The organism is Chryseobacterium sp. DZ-32 (assembly GCF_059587025.1).
Genome location: NZ_JCAIOM010000034.1, coordinates 1 through 20,767, shown reverse-complemented (window position 1 = coordinate 20,767; position 20,767 = coordinate 1). Strand labels below are relative to the sequence as shown.

At 36.4% G+C, this 20,767-nt stretch carries 24 protein-coding genes and 1 other RNA gene; 4 read left to right on the top strand and 21 right to left on the bottom strand.

Annotation, left to right across the window (positions count from 1 at the left end; all coding sequences use genetic code 11):
- Positions 1 to 173: 173 nt before the first annotated feature.
- From AC59HC_RS22740 to atpD, 3 genes are all read right to left on the bottom strand, one after another.
- Positions 174 to 992, bottom strand: a complete 819-nt coding sequence (locus tag AC59HC_RS22740; RefSeq protein ID WP_227942219.1) for a hypothetical protein — start codon at positions 990 to 992, stop codon at positions 174 to 176.
- Positions 993 to 1,070: 78 nt separating this feature from the next.
- On the bottom strand, positions 1,071 to 1,352 hold the full coding sequence (locus AC59HC_RS22735; RefSeq protein WP_062674884.1) for a FoF1 ATP synthase subunit delta/epsilon: 282 nt from the start codon (positions 1,350 to 1,352) through the stop codon (positions 1,071 to 1,073).
- 88 nt (positions 1,353 to 1,440) lie between these two features.
- Positions 1,441 to 2,949, bottom strand: coding sequence for a F0F1 ATP synthase subunit beta (gene atpD / locus AC59HC_RS22730; RefSeq protein ID WP_062674887.1), 1,509 nt, complete (start codon positions 2,947 to 2,949; stop codon positions 1,441 to 1,443).
- Between the two features lie 287 nt (positions 2,950 to 3,236).
- Between atpD and AC59HC_RS22725 the strand changes: the two genes are divergently transcribed.
- Positions 3,237 to 4,157: a bifunctional riboflavin kinase/FAD synthetase gene (locus AC59HC_RS22725; protein WP_429814387.1), complete on the top strand. Its 921-nt coding sequence runs from the start codon at positions 3,237 to 3,239 to the stop codon at positions 4,155 to 4,157.
- Between the two features lie 39 nt (positions 4,158 to 4,196).
- Here the strand turns inward: AC59HC_RS22725 and AC59HC_RS22720 are convergent, their stop codons facing one another.
- Positions 4,197 to 4,688, bottom strand: a complete 492-nt coding sequence (locus AC59HC_RS22720; protein WP_238349629.1) for a hypothetical protein — start codon at positions 4,686 to 4,688, stop codon at positions 4,197 to 4,199.
- An 82-nt stretch (positions 4,689 to 4,770) separates the two neighbouring features.
- Positions 4,771 to 5,124, bottom strand: coding sequence for an MmcQ/YjbR family DNA-binding protein (locus tag AC59HC_RS22715; RefSeq protein WP_202840625.1), 354 nt, complete (start codon positions 5,122 to 5,124; stop codon positions 4,771 to 4,773).
- A 101-nt stretch (positions 5,125 to 5,225) separates the two neighbouring features.
- Here AC59HC_RS22715 and AC59HC_RS22710 point away from each other — a divergent pair, with 101 nt between their 5' ends.
- Entirely contained in the window at positions 5,226 to 5,882 is a 657-nt protein-coding gene (locus tag AC59HC_RS22710; RefSeq protein WP_202840627.1) for an NAD(P)H-binding protein, read from the top strand.
- A gap of 128 nt (positions 5,883 to 6,010) precedes the next feature.
- Here the strand turns inward: AC59HC_RS22710 and AC59HC_RS22705 are convergent, their stop codons facing one another.
- The gene (locus AC59HC_RS22705) at positions 6,011 to 6,526 is read right to left on the bottom strand and encodes a VOC family protein (RefSeq protein WP_496559429.1); all 516 of its coding nucleotides are present in this window, start codon (positions 6,524 to 6,526) and stop codon (positions 6,011 to 6,013) included.
- Between the two features lie 28 nt (positions 6,527 to 6,554).
- Here AC59HC_RS22705 and AC59HC_RS22700 point away from each other — a divergent pair, with 28 nt between their 5' ends.
- Positions 6,555 to 6,680, top strand: a complete 126-nt coding sequence (locus AC59HC_RS22700) for a hypothetical protein (protein WP_262896822.1) — start codon at positions 6,555 to 6,557, stop codon at positions 6,678 to 6,680.
- Between the two features lie 68 nt (positions 6,681 to 6,748).
- On the opposite strand, the gene AC59HC_RS22695 is transcribed toward AC59HC_RS22700, so the two are convergent.
- The 11 genes from AC59HC_RS22695 to AC59HC_RS22645 form a co-directional block, all read right to left on the bottom strand.
- Positions 6,749 to 7,324 (bottom strand): glutathione peroxidase, encoded by a 576-nt coding sequence (locus AC59HC_RS22695; protein ID WP_496559428.1) that lies wholly within the window; start codon positions 7,322 to 7,324, stop codon positions 6,749 to 6,751.
- Positions 7,325 to 7,358: 34 nt separating this feature from the next.
- Entirely contained in the window at positions 7,359 to 8,021 is a 663-nt protein-coding gene (locus tag AC59HC_RS22690; RefSeq protein WP_496559427.1) for a LolA-like protein, read from the bottom strand.
- An 85-nt stretch (positions 8,022 to 8,106) separates the two neighbouring features.
- Complete coding sequence (gene kdsB / locus AC59HC_RS22685; RefSeq protein ID WP_202840631.1) at positions 8,107 to 8,829, bottom strand: 3-deoxy-manno-octulosonate cytidylyltransferase; 723 nt, start codon at positions 8,827 to 8,829, stop codon at positions 8,107 to 8,109.
- Between the two features lie 139 nt (positions 8,830 to 8,968).
- The gene (locus AC59HC_RS22680) at positions 8,969 to 9,955 is read right to left on the bottom strand and encodes a phosphatase PAP2 family protein (RefSeq protein WP_496559426.1); all 987 of its coding nucleotides are present in this window, start codon (positions 9,953 to 9,955) and stop codon (positions 8,969 to 8,971) included.
- 126 nt (positions 9,956 to 10,081) lie between these two features.
- Positions 10,082 to 10,600: a hypothetical protein gene (locus AC59HC_RS22675; RefSeq protein ID WP_496559425.1), complete on the bottom strand. Its 519-nt coding sequence runs from the start codon at positions 10,598 to 10,600 to the stop codon at positions 10,082 to 10,084.
- A gap of 192 nt (positions 10,601 to 10,792) precedes the next feature.
- Positions 10,793 to 12,046 carry a pyridoxal phosphate-dependent aminotransferase gene (locus AC59HC_RS22670; RefSeq protein WP_330746530.1) on the bottom strand — a complete coding sequence of 418 codons (1,254 nt, stop codon included), beginning with the start codon at positions 12,044 to 12,046 and terminating at the stop codon, positions 10,793 to 10,795.
- A gap of 77 nt (positions 12,047 to 12,123) precedes the next feature.
- Positions 12,124 to 13,839, bottom strand: coding sequence for a phospho-sugar mutase (locus AC59HC_RS22665; RefSeq protein WP_496559424.1), 1,716 nt, complete (start codon positions 13,837 to 13,839; stop codon positions 12,124 to 12,126).
- A 65-nt stretch (positions 13,840 to 13,904) separates the two neighbouring features.
- Positions 13,905 to 14,606 (bottom strand): GIN domain-containing protein, encoded by a 702-nt coding sequence (locus AC59HC_RS22660; protein ID WP_395973739.1) that lies wholly within the window; start codon positions 14,604 to 14,606, stop codon positions 13,905 to 13,907.
- A 195-nt stretch (positions 14,607 to 14,801) separates the two neighbouring features.
- Entirely contained in the window at positions 14,802 to 15,185 is a 384-nt protein-coding gene (locus AC59HC_RS22655; protein WP_395973741.1) for a hypothetical protein, read from the bottom strand.
- Positions 15,186 to 15,400: 215 nt separating this feature from the next.
- Entirely contained in the window at positions 15,401 to 16,351 is a 951-nt protein-coding gene (locus AC59HC_RS22650; protein ID WP_110010230.1) for a glycosyltransferase family 2 protein, read from the bottom strand.
- 16 nt (positions 16,352 to 16,367) lie between these two features.
- Positions 16,368 to 16,970 carry a DUF4199 domain-containing protein gene (locus AC59HC_RS22645; RefSeq protein WP_411413102.1) on the bottom strand — a complete coding sequence of 201 codons (603 nt, stop codon included), beginning with the start codon at positions 16,968 to 16,970 and terminating at the stop codon, positions 16,368 to 16,370.
- Between the two features lie 131 nt (positions 16,971 to 17,101).
- Between AC59HC_RS22645 and ffs the strand changes: the two genes are divergently transcribed.
- Positions 17,102 to 17,199, top strand: an RNA gene (gene ffs, locus AC59HC_RS22640) — signal recognition particle sRNA small type.
- Positions 17,200 to 17,316: 117 nt separating this feature from the next.
- Here the strand turns inward: ffs and AC59HC_RS22635 are convergent.
- From AC59HC_RS22635 to AC59HC_RS22620, 4 genes are all read right to left on the bottom strand, one after another.
- Positions 17,317 to 18,003: a metal-dependent hydrolase gene (locus AC59HC_RS22635; protein WP_496559423.1), complete on the bottom strand. Its 687-nt coding sequence runs from the start codon at positions 18,001 to 18,003 to the stop codon at positions 17,317 to 17,319.
- Between the two features lie 127 nt (positions 18,004 to 18,130).
- Complete coding sequence (locus AC59HC_RS22630) at positions 18,131 to 18,577, bottom strand: SRPBCC family protein (protein WP_496559422.1); 447 nt, start codon at positions 18,575 to 18,577, stop codon at positions 18,131 to 18,133.
- A 17-nt stretch (positions 18,578 to 18,594) separates the two neighbouring features.
- Positions 18,595 to 19,524: a 1,4-dihydroxy-2-naphthoate octaprenyltransferase gene (gene menA, locus AC59HC_RS22625; RefSeq protein ID WP_202844387.1), complete on the bottom strand. Its 930-nt coding sequence runs from the start codon at positions 19,522 to 19,524 to the stop codon at positions 18,595 to 18,597.
- Between the two features lie 66 nt (positions 19,525 to 19,590).
- Positions 19,591 to 20,427 (bottom strand): 1,4-dihydroxy-2-naphthoyl-CoA synthase, encoded by an 837-nt coding sequence (locus AC59HC_RS22620; protein WP_034697698.1) that lies wholly within the window; start codon positions 20,425 to 20,427, stop codon positions 19,591 to 19,593.
- Between the last annotated feature and the right edge of the window lie 340 nt (positions 20,428 to 20,767).

Genomic DNA, 20,767 nt, shown 5'->3' with positions numbered 1-20,767 from the left:
AGGGTAAAAATCAAAGACGTTCACCCTACGCAAGCTAACTCAAGGTCGCTTTTATAAATATAAATGTATAAAAAATAATTTGGAAGTTAACACAGAATCTAAAGCCGGCTGAATTTGATCCATAATAAAAAAACGGGCTAAAGCCCGTTCCTATTGATAAAATCTGTATTACATTAATTAGGGGTCTCTTTTGAAACAGTACCTACGTTTACTTTTTCCTGTATTTTGATAAAATTGGGATCCATAATCGCCATGCGCTCAGCCAGTGCTTTATAGGTCGGGAATTTCAGGATTGAAGCCCTTCCGGACATTTCTCTATAGATCGTAAAAGACTTTCCTCCCGCTGTTTTCAGCTGTTTTGTTGTGGTGATATACCTTCCGATAAGTTTACTTTTAGCATCATAAATTTCAATATCAATAGGTGTTTTGTCCATAATGGTATCTTCTGAACCAAAACTTACCGGCAGATTGGTAAAATACCCCACCGGAACACCATTACTAAGGATCTCTCCCACTTTATTGACCTCAATATTCATCTTGTCTATTTTCTTTCTGATCGCATAAGCATCTTTTGTTTTAGCGTCCAGCTTCCTTTTCGGGACATTTGAAAAAAGTTCATCCAGGTTTTTAACATTGATCCCTTTGTTATCAATAATTTTAAGATCTTTAACTGAAGTAAAGACTGCAGATTTTTCTTCTCCGGAAAATGCAGAAGGTGACGAGTAATCAATTTCGATGGTTTTGTCCCTGTTATATACTCTGTTGACAATGATATAACTGTCGCGAACAGAATCCACGATGCTTTTATCAATGAATTTAATCGTATACATCGGGGTCTCTTTAAGATCCATAAACGTATATTCGCTGGATTTGTTGGAGAGCTTAGCTACCGGAATACCGTCAAGATTAATAATTCCTCTTTTGGTTTTGATATTCTGGGCATGGAGGAAAACACCCAAAACTGTAAATAATATGATTATGCCTCTCTTCATACAATCAGACTTTTACAAATAAAAAAAGTGTAACACAAAGTTACACTTTCTTGAAAATATATTTAGCTTTTCATTTAATTATTCACAAAGGATAATTCCTTTATTATGATTAAATTCTACAACACCGCTTTTGATAGCATAAGCAAAAACAGAGTCTTTTCCGGCTTCTTTAGTGAAGTTTTTAGCATAAGCTTCATCAATAGAATTAGCAAAAAGCTTTACATCACCTCCGATTAAAGAAGAAACAATTCCTGCGTGGTTTTTCATGATGTGAAATTCACCATTTTTTCCAGGCAATAATACTGAGTCTACTTCTCCTTCAAAAACTACGTATTCTGGTGTTAAAATTTTTATATTCATTTTAATTTAGATTTGAAGATTTCAGATTTCAGATTTCAGACAACCTTAAAGTCTCATGTCTGGTATCTGTAATCTTTATGTCTAATTATTAAGCGTTTTCAGCTAACATTTTTTGTCCTGCTTCGATAGCTTCTTCGATAGTTCCTTTCAGGTTGAAAGCTGCTTCTGGTAAGTGATCTAATTCACCATCCATAATCATGTTGAATCCTTTGATTGTATCTTTGATGTCTACCAATGATCCTGGGATACCTGTAAACTGCTCTGCTACGTGGAAAGGCTGAGATAAGAATCTCTGAACTTTTCTTGCACGGTATACAACAGCTTTATCTTCTTCAGAAAGTTCTTCCATACCAAGGATTGCGATGATATCCTGAAGTGCTTTATATCTTTGAAGGATTTCTTTTACTCTTTGAGCACAGTTGTAGTGATCGTGACCGATAACTTCAGGAGCAAGGATTCTAGAAGTAGAAGCTAGTGGATCTACCGCTGGATAGATACCTAATGAAGCAATCTTTCTGTCAAGTACCGTAGTTGCATCCAAGTGAGCAAACGTAGTTGCAGGAGCCGGGTCAGTTAAGTCATCCGCAGGTACGTATACCGCCTGTACTGAAGTAATTGAACCATTTTTAGTTGAAGTAATTCTTTCCTGCATCGCACCCATTTCAGAAGCTAGCGTTGGTTGGTAACCTACCGCTGATGGCATACGACCAAGAAGTGCAGATACCTCAGAACCAGCCTGTGTAAAACGGAAGATGTTGTCTACGAAGAAAAGTACGTCTCTACCTTGTCCGCTTTCTCCACCGTCTCTGTAGTACTCAGCCAATGTAAGACCAGAAAGTGCTACTCTCGCTCTTGCACCTGGCGGCTCGTTCATCTGTCCGAAAACGAACGCAGCTTTTGAATCTTTCATAGCTTCTAAGTCTACTTTAGAAAGATCCCAGCCTCCGTTTTCCATAGAGTGCATGAAATCATCACCATACTTGATAATACCTGATTCCAACATCTCTCTCAAAAGGTCATTTCCTTCTCTCGTTCTTTCACCTACTCCGGCGAATACAGAAAGACCTCCGTGTCCTTTTGCAATATTGTTAATCAACTCCTGGATCAATACTGTTTTACCTACACCGGCACCACCGAACAATCCAATTTTACCTCCTTTTGCATAAGGCTCAACTAGGTCGATTACTTTAATACCTGTAAATAAAACTTCTGCTGAAGTTGATAATTGATCAAATTTTGGAGCTGGTCTGTGAATTGGAAGACCACCATCCTTAGAAATATCTTGAAGTCCGTCGATAGCATCACCAACAACGTTGAATAGTCTTCCGTTTACAGCCTCTCCGATAGGCATCATAATAGGATTTCCGTATCCAATTACGTCCTGCCCTCTTTTAAGACCGTCAGTAGCGTCCATTGCGATACATCTTACTGTATCTTCGCCAATATGTTGTTCTACCTCTAAAACTACTTTTTCACCGTTTTCTTTTGTAATTTCTAACGCGTCATAGATTGCTGGAACAGCTTCCACATCTGTGAAGACAACGTCGATTACCGGACCAATAATTTGAGAAATTTTACCTTTAATTTGGTTTGCCATTGCTAAATTTTTTCTTGGTGCAAATATAGTGATTCTTCATAAACCCGCAATTGGTAAAAAAAAGATTTTTATCATGCTTTTGAAGAGAGGAAGGAGTTTGCCATTTACTATGTGAAATTCATTATTTATCATTATATTTAACAGCAAATACACAATTCATTAATTTGTCATTATGTTCGTATAATATAATACAGGATATTTTCAGAATTTTTCATTTTTAAATTTTCAGGTTCTCTCCGTTACATTAAAAATAAAGGTTTTATATTTGCAATCAAAATTTTTCCGTTTTGAAAGTTTTCAAGAATTTTACAGATTACTCCTCACAGAAGCCTCTAGCGTTGTCTTTAGGAATGTTTGACGGGGTACATCTCGGGCACAAGAGTATTATCGATGAGCTGACTAAAATAGGTACAGAAAATAACCTGGAAACTGCAATCCTTACCTTCTGGCCGCATCCAAGATTTGTTTTTAATCCGAATGAAGATTTAAAGCTTCTGAATACACTGGAGGAAAAGAAACAACTTGTAGAGAAATACGGCATTGATAATTTGTTCCTTAAAGAATTTGATGAAGAATTCAGAAATTTGACCGGAGAAGAATTTGTACGTCAGATTTTAGTTGATAAACTTAATGTAAAGTATCTTATTATAGGCTACGATCATTCTTTTGGAAAAAACAAAAGTGGAAATTTTGAGCTTCTTCAGAAATTATCAAAAGAACTTGATTTTGAAGTAGAACAGATGGAAGCCATCAACATTCATGAAAACAATATCAGCTCTACAAAAGTGCGTAATGCGCTTTTAGCAGGAAATGTTAAAGAAGCAAATGAAATGCTGGGCTACTCCTACTCTGTTTCCGGAACTGTAGTTCATGGGAAAAAGATCGGAAGAACCATCGGATATCCAACAGCTAATATTGATACCGAATCAATCAAGCTGTTACCTAAAAAAGGAGCTTATATTGTGGAAGTATTTGTAAAAGGCAACCAATATAAGGGAATGCTGAGCATCGGAACCAATCCGACGGTAAACGGAGAAAAACTAACTGTGGAAGTTTATATCCTTGATTTTGAGGATGATATTTATGAAGAAAAGATTACGGTAAGTTTTAGGGATTTTCTTCATGATGAGATCAAATTTGAAGGTCTGGACAAATTGATTGAAAGACTGGATGAGGATAAAAGAATAACAGAAAAATTTGATTTTTAAATATAGAGAAAGGCTATTCGGTGAGAATAGCCTTTTGGTTTATTTTAGTACTTTTAAGTAGATTTTCTGGGTTTCATTATTCAGTTTCACATTCGGGAACTTCTTGTCATAATCAATAAAGATATCTCCTTTTTGATCTGCTTTTCCGTTTCCATCAGAGTCCCAGCTTATGGTTACATAATATTTTGCAGGACCGGCAGGTTTTGGATTGATCTTGCTTTCGGCATTTTCAGGTATTGGCAGATTGATGGTGAAAGGTATTGATTTCTGTTCATATTCCTGTTCTGTAATTAAAGTAGCAGGAGCATCAGCCAGTTTTTCGTCCATTCCATATAAGCTCACTTTCAGCCGGGCATTTTTAATGGTAAATGCGTCTGTTCCTGAAAATTCTAATTTAAGAGTTTCGGGAGATTTTTCAGAGGCTGATACAGCAGAAGTATTTTTTTCGGTAGTGTTCTTATTTACCGGCTTGGTGCAGCCTGACAGCATCAATGTTCCGGCTGCTGCGAATAATAAAAGGTGATTTCTCATTTGTTATTTATTTTATTAATGTCAAATATATTATTTCACCAGTAATAGATAACAAATCCCGTACCTCAATTTATTTTATTTACTATAATGAATTGACTTCATTCTGCGCTTTTTTAGTCAGGGATTTGAAAACCAGCTCGTAGGATTGATCAATGAGTTTAAAGATCAGATCTCTTTTCAATCCATCTACCGTTACAGAATTCCAGTGGGTTTTGTTCATATGATAAGCACCTGTGATCTGAGGATATTGTTCACGAAGCTCTGCACTCCATTCAGGATCTGTTTTTACATTAATGGCCAACGGCTGTCTCTCAAGTCCCATCAGTAAAAACATTTTGGTGTCTACTTTCATCACGAGAGTTTCGTTATCAAACGGAAAACTTTCTGTAACTCCTTTTTTGGCAAGACAATAATCTAAAATTTCGTTGGCATCCATGTTCAATTTAAGTGATAAGTAATGATCAAATTAATTCTTTAATCTTTGATTCAAATTTAGTAAATTTAAGAAAGAAATAATCTCACAAAACCGCAATTATTATGAAAGCTCTGGTAATAGGTGCTACAGGTGCCACAGGAAAAGATCTTGTCAATCAGTTACTGAATGACAAAGAGTTTGATGAAGTGGATATCTTTGTCAGAAAGCCTGTTGATATTCAAAATGACAAGCTTAAAGTTCATGTGGTGAATTTTGAGAAGCCGGAGGAATGGAAAAATATGGTAAAAGGAGATGTTGCCTTTTCCTGCCTGGGAACAACTTTAAAGGATGCCGGAAGCAAAGAAGCCCAGAAAAAAGTAGACTTTGATTATCAGTATGAATTTGCGAAAGCAGCGAAAGAGAATGAAGTGGAAGATTATATTCTGGTATCAGCCTACGGAGCAAATCCACAGTCTAAAATTTTCTATTCTAAAATGAAGGGCGAACTGGAAGAAGCTGTAAAACAGCTGCATTTCAACAAGATCACTATTTTTAAGCCGGGAATGCTGGAACGAAAAGATTCTGAAAGAACCGGAGAAGTATTGGGAAGCCGCATCATCAAATTTGCTAATAAATTAGGGCTATTAGAAAGTCAGAAGCCCCTGCCAACCGATATTCTGGCAAAAGCTATGATTAATTCTTCGAAAATAAAAAGTAACGGCTACTCCAGTATCAAGCTGGGAAATATTTTCTGTTTTGCGGAAAAGAGCAATGAATAGTTAAAAGATTCGGGATGCGTGATTCGCGGTTTGGGATGCAAGTAATATGTTTCGTGTTAAAGGGGAAAAACTCCTTATTGATTCCCCTTAAGTTTAAGCACCAAATACTGCTACCTGTAATGTATTACCTATTTTGTAGTCTTGCTGCCCATTTTCTGTCCTAATTTTTCATATTCAATATCATTAGGCTCCCATAGCTCTATTTTATTGCCTTCAATGTCCATAATGTGGACAAATTTTCCATATTCATAAGTCTCAATCTTATCTACAACGGTTACATTTTCTTTCTTCAACTGTTCAACAAGTTTTTCAAGATTATCCACCCTGTAATTGATCATAAAATCTTTCTCCGAAGGCTGAAAATATTTGGTCTTTTCACTGAAAGGGCTCCACTGGCTGAATCCTTTTTTAGAGTTATCACTACCCTGAAACCATTCAAATACAGCTCCATACTGATTGGTACTGAGTCCCAGATGATTTTCATACCACTCTCTCATTTTCTCAGGATTTTTACATTTAAAAAAGATACCGCCAATGCCGGTAACTCTTTTCATATCGTCAGACTTGTTTTCTGTAACGGCCTTAAAAGCAAATCCTAACATAAATGAAGCCAGGATACAAAGGGTAAAAATTATTTTCTTCATAAAATATATTACGATTTAAAAGGACTATATGCAATTTGATGCCATTGCCATTCTGACGAAGGAAGAATCTTATGGAAAGTCCGGATTCTTCATTTCACTGCGTTACATTCAGAATGACAGAGTCATAATAAATAAGAAAGCAGGATTAATGTAAAATTGTATATAATTACCAATTTTAAAATAAAAAAGTGGATGTTAACACCCACTTATAAAAAATATTTCTTATTTCAGATACTTTGTAATAGCCTCATCAGTAGGCTTTGTAGTACTTACAAAAGAATCGATCAGTTTTCCGTTTTCATCTACCAGGAATTTGGTGAAGTTCCAAAGGATGGTTGTGTTCTTTACTCCGTTCAATTCCTTTTCCGTTAAGTACTTGAAGATAGGAGCGGTATCATCTCCTTTCACGGAAACTTTGGCTGCCAAAGGGAACGTTACTCCGTAGTTTTTCTGGCAGAAAGCACCGATTTCCGGGTTGGTCCCAGGCTCCTGGCCTCCGAAATTGTTTGCAGGGAAACCTACTACAACCAGTTTATCTTTATATTGTTCGTACACCTTTTCAAGATCTGCGTATTGGGGTGTAAACCCACATTCTGAAGCGGTATTGACAATGAGAATTTTTTTCCCTTTGAAGTCTGCAAAATTGATTTCTTTGCCATCAAGACTTTCTACTTTAAAGTCATATATTGTTTTTCCCATAAGTTCTGTGGTTTTAGCTTTAGAAATTTCACTTTTCTGGTTGGTGCAGCTTTGCAGGAATGCCATGAAAGAAAGCAGCAGTAAAAAAATCTTTTTCATTTCTTATAATTTTATGCAGCAGGCTGCAGTTGATTTAAAATTTAAAAATATTAGCCGGAAAAACTTTATTGATATCGATTCTGTTTAATAACATCACATAATCTCCGTCTTTTTTAGGACTTGAAGACTCAATTCTGAAGGGCATTATAATGTTTCCAACTTTTTTGAAATCAGAATAAATCAGTGACTCATCTTTTTTCACCTCTTTAATCAGCATATACGTTTTTGTATCAAAATAATACATGTTCTTATTTACATTCTTGGTAAGTTGTACCTTATGGCAGTAGATCTCTCCTACTTTTTCTTTTCCAAGATATTTGGCGTCAAATCCTTTATTTTCCCAATCAATGAAATCATTATCGAAACTTTCCGGCACATATTCAGGATATTCCTGAAGTTTATTGGCAGCATAATTCATTGCATACCCTTTGGTACCATCAAAACCTTCAATTGCAGTTTCTTTTCCTCCGGTCGTAATCAATGTTTTAGTAAGATTTGGACGTTGCTGAAAAATTCTTATCGGATATTCATCTTTAATTCCCAGGATTACTTTTCCTTGAAGCAATACCGAGTTTAATAATTTCCAATTGGTTAACCCTCCGGATAATTCAATGTTTTTGTCAATAATTTCCTTTGCGGTCTGTCCGAATATCACGTGCGAAAATATCAGTCCAAATACTAATAATAACTTCTTCATTAATTTTATTTATAAATTCAAATATAGGGGGATTTATGGAAAATTGCAAAAAAGGCAAAAGCTCAGGAAGACCAATTTGTTAATTTCAGATAAGTTTTCGGGCTTTTTCCAGATCTTCCGGAGTATCAATGCCTACTCCTACGAAATTGGTTTCTATCATTTTGATTTTCATTCCATATTCAAGATAGCGGATGCATTCAATCTTTTCGGATATTTCCAATGGCTTCATAGCCAGCTTTGAAAACTGCAGCAGGGCATCTTTTCTGAAAGCATATACTCCAATATGTTTAAAATAACTTACATCATAAGAAACCTCCCTGTGAAAAGGAATGACGGAACGGCTAAAATACAGGGCAAACCCATTATTATCGGTAATCACTTTTACATTATTCGGGTTTTCAATTTCTTCTTTTTCATGCAGCTGTATTTTCAAAGAAGCTAAAGATATTTCCTGTTGCTGGTCATGTTTAAAAACTTCTATCAGTTGACGTAAAGGTTCTAACTTAAGGAAAGGCTCATCTCCCTGGACGTTGATCACAATGTCGCAGTCAATATTCTGTACAGCTTCCGCAATACGGTCACTTCCGGTCTCATGCTGTCCTGTCATGACGGCTTTTCCTCCGTTTTTTACGATTTCATCAAGAATAATTTCAGAGTCGGTGGCGACAAATACTTCATCAAACAGCCCCGTTTCCACTACATTCTGATAGGTTGTGGTAATAACGGTTTTTTCTCCTAAAATCTGCATTAATTTCCCCGGAAAACGGCTTGCTTCATAACGTGCAGGGATGACAGCGATTATTTTCATTCAATACAATATTAAGTAATTCTTTTTAAATCAGGAGGTTTCATTCCGGTATTTATAAAAGTCCGGATACACCTTTTATCCTGAGACCAAATGTAGTGAAAAGTATCTTATTTCCTAAACAAAACAAAGATTTCAGAGTTTAAAAAGAGAGTTTTACGCCTACCATATTGTATTCCCATTGGCGGGATGCGGTGAAGTTAAGATTATATCTGGTCTTTCCTATGGTTCCCTGTGATGAAGTATATCTGCTTTTTGAGATGGTTTTTCCTATAAAATATCCCATGAATAAAGCCAGAGGATAGTCTGAAGCCCAGTGAACTTTACTCTGCATCATTTGAAAGCATAACGCTCCGGCTAATGTATATCCTACAGGTTTGATCCATTTCGCATCCGGATAGTTATCAGCAATTACAGTAATTCCAGCCATAAAGGTAGTTAAGTGTCCGGATGGCATTGCGTCATAATTCGAGGTGTTTTTGCTGAATGCTGAAAAGCTTGGAAATGGATTCCACGCGCCTCCTTTATGTCCGTATTCTTCTGCAATAAAAGGGCTTTCTCTTCCGGTAATTCTTTTCAGCGTTTGGGTAAAAACTCCGGAAAGAATTAAGCTTTCCATTAAACCACTGGCGGTAGCCTGTGCCCTGTAATCATTTTTTATCAATCCATAGGTTCCGAAACCAATTCCTAATAATACTAATGTAGACCCGTTTCCGATCAGGTACAAAGCAGATCCGACATCTTTAGGAATTTTAAAAACACCTCCCACTTTGTGATAGTTGTTATCCTTATCCATTCCCCACCTTTCGGCCAGCTCTCTTGAATTGTCAATCAGTTTCTGATCAAACGGCAGGAGTATTAACGTAGCGGCAACAGCACCACCCAGATAATAAGCATGATCTTTTGCTACGAAATCTTTATTGGTATTGATGAAGTTTCTTGGTAATTTGGTGACAAAGTCAAGGAGTTTAGGTTTTGGATATGTCCGGACGGAACCGTCTTTTAAGGTGTAGGTTTGTACTTTTGGAAGTTCAACTTCTTTTGGTAACTCACTTACCTTCAGACTGTCAACCTCCTGTGAGCATACCAGTATTGAAACCGGTAAAAGTAGAAATCTCAGTTTTTTCATCGTGTAATTTTCGATTTATTATATTCAGGTGTGTAAAGCCACAAATATAATTCCTTGTTGAATGTAGTGCAAAGCGGTTATCTAACTTTTAATATTTATTTAATTTTTTGAGAAGTAAACGCAACTTCAATTCAAATATTGGATCAAAAAAATAATCCCATATATCCATGAAATATAGATAAAAGAATAGAAAAGTCCGAGTCCAAGGCTTTTTACTATATTTCCTTTACATTTTCCTGAATTTTTAAAAACCAATCTGAGTGCTCTGAAAAATATCCAGTACAAGATGGCACCCAACAAGAATACGGCCGACCAAAAGAAAAGTCCGAAAAAATAAGAAAGAAAAATAAGTAGAATGGAAATTACAATCCAGGCAAGAATGGAAAGAATAGCGCCTCCTATTCCATCTCCGGCATCAGGAATGTCTACCTCAAAACCATCAAATTTTGGTGTTTTATCAGCATATCTTTGTATTCTTTCTTTGTTTAAGATATTTCCGATATTATCTTTTAATTTTAACCCGGAATACAGCCCCACAGTGATAAACAGGAAAAATGCCCCTGCCAGAACAGAAGTTGATAGAATTGAATTCAAAAACAGTGAACGATGATCTGCTTTCCCTGAAAGCCAAACGCTTAATATCACTATTACGATAATTAACAATGTTGAAAAAAACAAATATTTTGTCTCAAGAAAGGATTTCTGTGGAAGGTTCATGGTTTTAAAGGTGTGTAAAAAAACGCTTCGACTCTGCTCAGCGTGACATTGCTAATACTAAAAGATATATTTTAACGATGTCATGCCGGACAGAGTCGAAGCATATTTTTTATGTAAAGATTATTTTAAATTGTTCAAAGCACTTTCCAGTTTTGGAAGCATTACCTTGATCTCATCTACAGCCAATCCTCCTACAGAAGCACGGAACCAAGGTTCTGATTTTTCTTCTCCGAAAGCTGAGAACGGTACCAAAGCCACTCCTGCTTCATTGATTAGGTAGAAAACAAGATCTGAAGAGTTTTCAATGACAGCTCCGTCAGGTTTTGTTTTTCCGATATAATCAAGTTTGATGGTAAGGTAAAGAGCACCCATTGGTTCGATGCTGTCAACAGCAAGTCCTTTTGCCTTTAAATCCTGAACTCCGTTGTGAAGTACTTTTAAGCTGTTTTCAAGTTTAGCTTTAAAGTCGTTAACGAAAACATCAACGTTCTCTGAGTTTTCATAGAATTTAGCGGTTGCTTCCTGCTCAGGTTTAGGTGCCCAAGCTCCAACGTGAGTAAGAAGTGCCTTCATTTTATCAAGAATATGAGCAGGTCCGAATCCCCATCCTACACGAACTCCGGTTGCAGCAAGGCATTTTGAAATACCGTCAATATAGATGGTGTAGTCTTTCATTTCAGGGAAAAGAGAAACCGGATCTACATGTTCTGCTCCAAACGTAAGACAAGAATAGATCTGGTCATACATCAGGTATAGCGGTTTTTCGTCTGCTCCTCTTTTTTTGTTTTCAGCAATAACCAGTTCACAGATTTCTGAAAGCTGTTCTTTTGTAAACATGGTTCCTGTAGGGTTCAATGGAGAACATAATGCCAATAAAACAGCTCCATCCAAATGCGGTCTTAAATCATCAGCAGTCGGAAGGAAGTTGGTTTCAGGTTTTGTTTTCACTTCTACAGCATTGGCAGAAGTAAGATAAGCATAGTGATTGTTGTTCCATGATGGTGTAGGATACACTACTTTATCTCCTTCGTCTACAATGGTTTTGTACACCGCATAGATCAAAGGTCTTGATCCTGCCGTAATCAGAATATCGTTAGGAGAATAATCCAGATTCCATCTTTTTTTAAGGTCTTTGGAAACTTCTTTTCTTAAAGATAAAAGTCCGTTCGCAGGCGGATAGTTCGTCAGATTATTCTGATATGCTTTCTGAATCTCTTCCTTCAGCAATGCCGGAATAGGATAAATGTTAGAATTCAGATCACCAATAGTAAGATTGGCAATTTCCGCTCCTTTTGCTTTTAGATCATTTACTTCGTTACCAATTTTTACAATTTCAGAACCGATCAGGTTCGCTGCTAATTTTGAAACTTTCACTTTTTCTTATTTTAAATTTATATTATCGTTCTCCATGAATCTTCTCATATTTTTGATTGATGGTATTTTTAAGAGTATTAATCCAGTTTCAAATCTGTTTTAACGGCTCCTATTTTGGCTTCCAATGATTTTAATTTGTCTCTGAAATCTGCTTCTGAAGTAATGGAATCCTTTACAGAAACATAAAATTTGATTTTTGGTTCTGTTCCTGAAGGTCTTACGCATACTTTTGTTCCATCCTGTGTATAATAGATCAAAACGTTAGACTTTGGAATATCATTCATTACTTTTTTCACGTTGGTAGAAACGGTAAGGCTGGTTTGTTCTTTGAAATCCTTTACTTCTTCTACCGGTGATCCTGCCAGTTCCTTCGGAGGATTTTCACGGAAGTTTTTCATCATATTCTGAATTTCTTCAGCACCTTCTTTTCCTTTTCTTACAATATTGATCAATCCTTCGTAATACATTCCAAGGTCTTCATAGATCTCGATCATATACTGATACATTGTTCTTCCGTTCGCTTTACACCATGCTGCAATTTCGCAGGCTAAAAGGATACTTCCGCAAGAGTCTTTGTCACGAACGAAATCTCCGGTCATAAATCCGAAACTTTCTTCACCTCCGCATACAAATTTCTGCTTTCCTTCTGCTTCACGGATCATTTTTCCAATCCATTTGAATCCGGTAAGACCTACTTTGCATTCTACTCCGAATTTCTGAGCGATATCAAAGAAGATATCGGAAGTTACGATGGTAGAACCAATGAACTCTTTTCCGGTAATTTTCCCTTGTTTTCTCCACTCATTCAGAATGTAATACGTAAGGATGGTATTGGTCTGGTTTCCGTTCAACAGCTGCATTTCGCCATCAAGGTTTCTTACCGCGATTCCTAATCTGTCTCCGTCCGGGTCTGTTCCGATCACAATATCTGCATTGGTAATTCTTGCCAGATCCATTGCCATTTCCAATGCTGCAGGCTCTTCCGGGTTGGGAGAATCTACGGTAGGGAAATTTCCGCTTGGGATCATCTGTTCTCTTACAAGATCTACCTTTTTGAACCCTGCTTTTTCAAGTGCTTTAGGAACAGTTGTATACGTTGTACCGTGGATTGAAGTGAAAACAATATTTAAATTTTCTTTTCCGATATTCTGATAGGTAGAGTTTTCAATACATGCATCGATATATACATCGTCCTGCTCCTCTCCGATCCATTCGATCAGATCATCATTTCCGTTGAATTTAATTTCTTCAAATTTCACAGAATACACTTCATTAATAATGGCTTCATCATTAGGCGGAACAATCTGTGCGCCGTCATTCCAGTATACTTTGTAACCGTTGTATTCTGGTGGGTTGTGAGAAGCCGTTAATACGATTCCTCCGTTACATTTTTTATCACGAACGGTGAAAGACAACTCAGGTGTCGGTCTGTGATCTTTGAAAAGCAATACTTTGATTCCGTTGGCTGTTAAAACATCTGCTACCAGTTTTCCGAATTCTTTTGAGTTATTACGAACATCATAAGCGATAGCCACTTTAATCTCTTCTCCTTTGAACTGCTGAAGCATATAATTAGCCAATCCCTGAGTCGCTTGTCCTAATGTATATTTATTCAAGCGGTTGGTTCCTACTCCCATTATTCCACGCATACCTCCTGTCCCGAATTCCAGTTCTCTGTAGAAAGAATCTTCCAGATCAGGGGAATTGCTGTCGATCAACGTCTGTACAGCATCTCTTGTTTCTTTATCGAAGGTATCACTTAACCAAAGTTTCGCTTTTTCTAGTGTATTCATATTTGTAATGTTGTTCTTTTATAATTTGTAAAGTTCCTAGTTTCTAGTTTAAATAATGCTGTTTTTTAATCCAGCTTTTTGTTTTCGACTTTCGTTGTTTTATCAATTTTAAACGCTCTGATGGGATCGTTATAATAGACAAATTTTGCTGTGTTCTGAATATGTCCTTTTAAAGAATCTTTTACGTTTACTTCTGCATAATTTCCATTTTTGGAGTCAATATTCAGGTTGGTAATTTTCCAGTAAGGCGCAATTAAACTTGCTGTGTCTGAAATCTTTATGACTGCATCTTTCGACAATCCAAGGAAATTAGCGCGGCTTCTGTTATGCATTTCCACTTCTGCTCTTCTGGTGTTGACAGAGCCCATGAAGCTGGCATTATTTTTCATACTAAGCCTGAAATTGTCTGTTTTGATTTCACTTGAAATATTGACTTCAACAGAATCGGAAACAGCAACTTTTTCAAGATTATATTTTGAATAGATCGTTACATTATAAAAATCGACTCCTTTTGTACCTCTTTTTTCTTTGATGAAAAGTGTTTTGTCTTCTACATCCACATCCAGATTATTGGCTACATTCGGATAGGTCTCTATTTCTACAAAATTCTTCGGACCTCTGGCATAAAATACACGAAATTTCCCTTCCAGGTCAAGGTTTACAAATTCCGGTACATCCACATCTTTCTTTTCAATATTTCCTTTTGGAGAAACTTTTCCACAGGAAACTACTGCCATCAGCATCAATGTGTATACAACTTTTTTCATATTTAATTTTAAATATTACATTATTATCGTAACAATTCGTACTGAAAATTCCTGAAAGTTTTTTCATATCTCTCATTAGACTTTCAATATTACTTTGAACAAAAATAGGATTAAAATTTCTAAAAATCTTTGTCTTTTGACAATAAAATACCTGATAATTTTTAATTTTCTGCTTTTCAGGAAAAAGACTGTTTGCTATTTATATTTTGTCTTTATTTTTTTATAAAACCACGTTTTAGGACTTCCTGCCATTGAAAATAAAAGCAGATAATTTTCATCTACACTGGAAATTTTCATAGGAGTTACATTTTCATCATCATTATACCTCATTTTCAACAGATTATTTTCTATCTGATAAGTTCCTTTGTTTCCCATTGAACTGAAAGTTTTATCCTGATAAAAGGTCAGAACTCCTGTTCCATATCTGGAATTGTTTGTTTTATTTTTCAACGTATCCGTATTAGAAATTTCTCCATCATAAATATCAATAAACTCCCATGAACCGTAAAGTTTATTTGATGAACATGAGACTGCAAAAAGTAACAGAAAGTAAAAAAGAATAGATTTGAGTTTAAACATCCGGATTTAAAGTTTTTATAAAAATACAAAAAGCACTCTGGAATAGAGTGCTTTGTATGTATTGAAATTGGAATGATTATTTTTTGCGTAACCACCCCGTCAAAAATTCTTTGAATTTTCACCACCCCTCCAAAGGATGGGAATGGCCATACATCAACTAAAGGTTTACATTAACAGATTAGTTTTCAGTACATTTATTAAATAATCACCTAAATTTATATTACTTCGTCAATATTATAATTCTTATGCTCACGGTTGGTTCTGATAATCATTTCTCCTAAGAATCCTGCGATAAAGAGAAGGGTTCCCATGATCATCATGGTTAATGCGATAAAGAACCATGGATTATTGGTAATCAAATGTCCGTAAATTCCTCTTGCCACATCAATCAGTTTAGAAATTCCCAGCCAAAGTGCTGAAAGAAATCCAACAATAAACATTAAAGTCCCTACCGCTCCGAAGAAATGCATTGGTCTTCCCCCGAAACGGCTTACAAACCAAAGGGTTATCAGATCCAGAAATCCTCTGATGAATCTTTCCGTTCCGAATTTTGAAGTTCCGTAAGGTCTTGCCTGGTGCTGTACTTCTTTCTCGGTAATTCTTCTGAAACCTGCATTGGCAGCCAATACCGGAATATAACGGTGCATATCTCCATACACATCAACCGATTTTACCACCTGTCTTTTATAAGCTTTCAGACCACAGTTGAAGTCGTGAAGGTAAACTCCTGAAACTTTTCTCGCTGCCGCATTGAATAGTTTTGACGGAATATTTTTCGTCATTACATTATCAAAACGCTTCTTTTTCCAACCGGAAACGATATCATAATTATCATGAATCACCATATTGTACAGTTCCGGAATTTCTTCAGGAAAATCCTGTAAATCGGCATCCATTGTAATCACTACATCACCGTTTGTTCTTTCAAAAGCGGCATGAAGCGCCTGTGATTTTCCATAATTTCTGGAAAATTTAATAGCGTGGATCTGAGGATACTGAACTTTCATATTCTCAATAATACTCCACGACAAATCCGTACTTCCGTCGTCTACAAACCAGATTTCATAAGATAAATTACTGGTTGTACATACTTTATCAATTCTTGAAAAAAGTTCTTCCAGAGAGTCTTCTTCGTTCAGTAACGGAATAACTATAGATAAATTCATTTAATTTTAATAAAAATTAGGCTTGATTGGTTTCTTCGGGTTGATGTATCATTCTTGTTCTGAAAAATGCTCCGAAAAACACCGACAAAACTACGTAAAATATAAGAATTGCTGCAAAATATCCTGAAAAATGACTTGCGGTAAGCATATCTTTTCCTTTAACCGCCTCAGGAGTGAAGCTTTGCAGTCTTTCTTTGTATTTCTGATCCAGTTCATCAATATCCTTCTGATGTTTCAGAATTTTTCTTGCAGAAGTATATTCTGTATCCAGTTCTGATTTTTGTCTCTGAACATATTGATAGTTCAAAAGGCTTTTTGCAGCAGGATCAACGAAGGTTAAAAACGCATAAATACTGAAGATGGAAAGAACTCCTCCGATAAACATCGGAACAAATGCTCTTTTGAAAGCATCTTTAAATTTTACCACTCTATGGTTGTTCCAGTAAGATTTTACAGACCAGAAAGCAGCTCCGGCATATAAAAGAGGTAAAACAAAAGCATTGGCTTTCAAAGAGATATCAAAATAATTGATTCCTGAGAAAAAAGTATATACTACAAAGAAAACGATCATTGTAGCAATAAAAAGTATAATTCCTAGTGTTGATGGACTTTTCGTCATATTTAAATTTTTAGAAAAAAGTTGAAAAATTTTCCCTCTAAATGTCAGGCGTTTAGCTTTACCACTGCATTTTTTCGACTAATTTTCTTTAATAAAGTTTTGAAGTTTATAAAATATTCCTACCTTTGCAACGGCAAGTCCTAAACAACCAGCTCCTGAGAATCCTCCAGGGTGGGAACGCAGCAAAGGTAATCGGTCGTAGCGGTGTGATTTAGGTAGCTTGCCATTTTTTTTTGTTTTAAAGTAAGAAGAGAGGTAATTTGATAATTATCTTTTTTTGTTTTTAATACCTTACGCATCATTTTCATTTTTCTAATTTTCAGATTACCTCCGGTTTTGTTATCGATTAAAATTCGAACGTCTCTCCTAATTTTGGTAAAACAAGTTCTACATTTTTATCAGCAAAATGCTGTAGTGCACTTTCATGGTTGATTTCAATGGCAGGAAAAGTATCAAAGTGACATCCGATTACTTTTGGTGTTTTTAACAGCTCTGCTGCTGCAAAAGAAGCTTTTCTGGGGCACATAGTGTAGTGGCTTCCGATCGGAAGGATAGAAAGGTCGATGTTTCCGTATAATCTCGGGAACAGCTCCATATCAGCCATTACTCCTGTATCACCTGCCAGATAAATGTTCTTACCTTCAGGAAGTCTGAAGATATACCCTACAGGAACGCCTCCATAGCTTCCATCCGGGAAAGAACTTGTATGGTGAGCCGGAACCATGGAAATTTTAAGATCGTCGATTTTTGCCGATCCTCCTAAGTTCACATCATCTTTATTTTTTGCCTGTTGAAAATAACCGCATACTTCAGGAACTCCAATGATGGTAGCTTCCGGATAGTGCTGCAATACTTCTGCTACATCAGCAATATGATCACCGTGTGCATGAGTTAATAGGATGTAGTCGATTTTTTGGGCAGAAATGTCAAAACCTGACTCTGCTTTTTTGTAATTGTAAAAAGGGTCACTCAGAATTGTTTTGTCCTTGTAGGTAAACAGGAAACAATTTTGCCCTAAGAATTGTATTTTCATTTTAAATTTAATTTCAATTGTTATTAAATAGATTAAACACAAATGATTCAAATAATTTCACAAATAGCACAATGAGATTAGCGGAGTTTGTGAAAGCATTCGTGCCATCCGTGTCTTCTTTAATCTATTATTTCGATGGAAACTTATCCTCAATAAGGTTAAGCTTAATCCTATGTTCCAGATAGGCCTTACATCCGTCTAAAACTGTTGTAAAACCTCCTGTATTGTCATTAATTACTTTCAGCAGATCTTCGCCTGTCTGGCTGAATCCATAGCTTTTAATGACCACGAGTGTTCCTTTTTCCATCGTTTTGAATTCATAGTCTACGTTTACTGAAGGCTTTCCCCATTCTGTTCTGATCAGTTGGTTCGGAATAATCTGGTGAACTTTCACTACGTTTTTTACTCCGTACATTTCCCATTCCCAGGTAACAGTCTTCCCTTCTTCCAGCTTTCCGGTAGATTTGGTAAACCAGAAATTGGTAGTTACTTCCGGATTGATGAATGCTTCGAAAACATCTTCAACCGGCTTCCTGATAAGCATTTGAGCTTCAACGTATGCATTAGAACTCATGGTATAATATTTTAGATTTAGTGAAATAAGTTAAGTCCGGCTGCTGTAAGAATTGCCATTACAAAAGTCATGATTCCTACCTGTTTTAAGTACTGGTCTAATTCTTTTGGTTCTTTCACCGACATGATGCTTCTTCTCAGCTTGGCTAATGGGAATAAAAGGATCATTACAATAAACACATAGTAGTTTTGCTGCTGTATAAACCCGTTTACTCCTAAAAAGATAAGGATAAGCACCAATGGTAACTGTAACAGGACCATTTCATAGATCATTGCATTTTTGAATCCGATTCTCAATGCAAAGCTATTTTTCCCTGATAATCTGTCGCTTTCAATATCTCTCATATTGTTCAGGTTAAGAACCGCCATACTCATCATTCCAACCGCTGTTCCGGGTAATAATATATCCCAGCTGAAAGTTTTTGTAAACAGGAAATAGCTTCCGCACACAGAAACCAGTCCAAAGAAGATAAACACGAAAATATCTCCCAATCCCATGTATCCGTAAGGTTTTTTACCTACCGTATATCCAATTGCGGCAAGAATGCATGCTACTCCCAATCCTATGAAGATATAGAATTCATTCATATAGTTTGGAATAAAAGCTACGTACAACAAAGCAATGGTAGCAATGAAAGATAATACTGCGAAAAGAATCACAGCATTTTTCATCTGTTTTGCGGTAATTTTCCCTGATGCTACCGCTCTTGCTTCAGCTTCATTGATTCTTTTGGCGTCTGTACCTTTTACTCCGTCACCATAATCATTGGCATAATTTGATAAAATCTGGTATAAAAGCGTAACCAACAGAGCGAGTGCAAGGATTTTCCAGTCCCAGGTACCGCCTTCTCCGTAAAGTCTCCATTTTGCAATGAAAGCTCCCATAATAATTCCGCTTAAGGAAAGCGGTAAAGTTCTTAGCCTTGCGGCTTTTATCCAATCCGTCATATTTTTATCATTGATAAGCGATAATTGATAAATGATAATATCATTCATCAATTATCAATTATATTTTTAGGATATCCATTGATCTTCTCCGAAGTTAGGTTTTCTTTTTTCAAGAAAGGCATTTCTTCCCTCCTGAGCTTCTTCTGTCATATACGCAAGACGGGTAGCTTCTCCTGCGAAAACCTGCTGCCCTACCATACCATCATCTGTAAGGTTCATAGCAAATTTCAGCATTCTGATAGAAGTCGGGGATTTAGCTAATATTTCCTGTGCCCATTCGTAAGCAGTATCTTCTAATTCTGCATGAGGAACTACTTTATTGACCATTCCCATTTCGAAAGCTTCCTGTGCAGAATAGTTTCTTCCTAAAAAGAAAATCTCACGTGCTTTTTTCTGTCCTACCATTTTAGCAAGATAAGCAGAACCATAACCACCATCGAAACTGGTAACATCTGCATCGGTCTGTTTGAAAATAGCATGTTCTTCGCTCGCTAAAGTAAGGTCACATACTACGTGAAGTGAGTGTCCACCACCAACTGCCCATCCGGGAACAACAGCGATCACCACTTTCGGCATAAAACGGATCAGACGCTGAACTTCAAGAATGTTCAGACGGTGTCTTCCGTCTTCTCCTACATACCCCTGGTGTCCTCTGGCTTTCTGATCTCCTCCACTGCAAAATGCCCATCCTCCGTCTTTTGGACTTGGTCCTTCTCCTGACAGCAATACAACGCCTATTGAAGGATCTTCATAGGCATCATAAAAAGCATCATATAGTTCTGAAGTTGTTTTAGGTCTGAATGCATTACGTACTTCAGGTCTGTTGAAAGCAATTCTTGCTACTCCGTTAGATTTTTTATAGGTAATATCTTCGTATTCCTTGGCGGTTTTCCACTCGATCATCTTATAAAAATTTTTCTCAAAGATACGGAATTACAGAGAAATTTTCAGGTTGAAATTGAAGGTTCATCTCTATAAAAAAAGAAATTTTGAATGCATGAATCCGGCATGAAGAGAAACTGCATAACAGGGTCGGTAATAAATCAAACCTAACAGGTTTTAAAAACCTGTTAGGTTTATAAATTTAATTCAAAATCATAAAAGGCCTGCAAACTTCTATATGAAACATAAAATCCTGATATGAACTTCATTACTTTGTGTTTACATGACTAGTCCTGAAAAAGGTTGACTAGTTTAATATTTCAAATATACTTAAATCAGAGTAGGAATTTTCCTATTCTGA

Bases quoted from the DNA above. Each gene is read 5' to 3' on its own strand.
- atpD (WP_062674887.1), bottom strand. From the start codon at position 2,949: ATGGCAAACCAAATTAAAGGTAAAATTTCTCAAATTATTGGTCCGGTA.
- AC59HC_RS22710 (WP_202840627.1), top strand. From the start codon at position 5,226: ATGAAAGCTCTGGTAATAGGTGCTACAGGTGCCACAGGAAAAGATCTT.
- AC59HC_RS22665 (WP_496559424.1), bottom strand. From the start codon at position 13,839: ATGAATACACTAGAAAAAGCGAAACTTTGGTTAAGTGATACCTTCGAT.
- AC59HC_RS22700 (WP_262896822.1), top strand. From the start codon at position 6,555: ATGCAATTTGATGCCATTGCCATTCTGACGAAGGAAGAATCTTATGGA.
- AC59HC_RS22695 (WP_496559428.1), bottom strand. From the start codon at position 7,324: ATGAAAAAGATTTTTTTACTGCTGCTTTCTTTCATGGCATTCCTGCAA.
- AC59HC_RS22715 (WP_202840625.1), bottom strand. From the start codon at position 5,124: ATGGATGCCAACGAAATTTTAGATTATTGTCTTGCCAAAAAAGGAGTT.
- AC59HC_RS22620 (WP_034697698.1), bottom strand. From the start codon at position 20,427: ATGATCGAGTGGAAAACCGCCAAGGAATACGAAGATATTACCTATAAA.
- kdsB (WP_202840631.1), bottom strand. From the start codon at position 8,829: ATGAAAATAATCGCTGTCATCCCTGCACGTTATGAAGCAAGCCGTTTT.
- AC59HC_RS22680 (WP_496559426.1), bottom strand. From the start codon at position 9,955: ATGAAAAAACTGAGATTTCTACTTTTACCGGTTTCAATACTGGTATGC.
- AC59HC_RS22635 (WP_496559423.1), bottom strand. From the start codon at position 18,003: ATGAAAATACAATTCTTAGGGCAAAATTGTTTCCTGTTTACCTACAAG.
- AC59HC_RS22655 (WP_395973741.1), bottom strand. From the start codon at position 15,185: ATGTTTAAACTCAAATCTATTCTTTTTTACTTTCTGTTACTTTTTGCA.
- AC59HC_RS22690 (WP_496559427.1), bottom strand. From the start codon at position 8,021: ATGAAGAAGTTATTATTAGTATTTGGACTGATATTTTCGCACGTGATA.
- AC59HC_RS22660 (WP_395973739.1), bottom strand. From the start codon at position 14,606: ATGAAAAAAGTTGTATACACATTGATGCTGATGGCAGTAGTTTCCTGT.
- AC59HC_RS22650 (WP_110010230.1), bottom strand. From the start codon at position 16,351: ATGAATTTATCTATAGTTATTCCGTTACTGAACGAAGAAGACTCTCTG.
- AC59HC_RS22705 (WP_496559429.1), bottom strand. From the start codon at position 6,526: ATGAAGAAAATAATTTTTACCCTTTGTATCCTGGCTTCATTTATGTTA.
- AC59HC_RS22630 (WP_496559422.1), bottom strand. From the start codon at position 18,577: ATGAGTTCTAATGCATACGTTGAAGCTCAAATGCTTATCAGGAAGCCG.
- menA (WP_202844387.1), bottom strand. From the start codon at position 19,524: ATGACGGATTGGATAAAAGCCGCAAGGCTAAGAACTTTACCGCTTTCC.
- AC59HC_RS22740 (WP_227942219.1), bottom strand. From the start codon at position 992: ATGAAGAGAGGCATAATCATATTATTTACAGTTTTGGGTGTTTTCCTC.
- AC59HC_RS22735 (WP_062674884.1), bottom strand. From the start codon at position 1,352: ATGAATATAAAAATTTTAACACCAGAATACGTAGTTTTTGAAGGAGAA.
- AC59HC_RS22645 (WP_411413102.1), bottom strand. From the start codon at position 16,970: ATGACGAAAAGTCCATCAACACTAGGAATTATACTTTTTATTGCTACA.
- AC59HC_RS22720 (WP_238349629.1), bottom strand. From the start codon at position 4,688: ATGAGAAATCACCTTTTATTATTCGCAGCAGCCGGAACATTGATGCTG.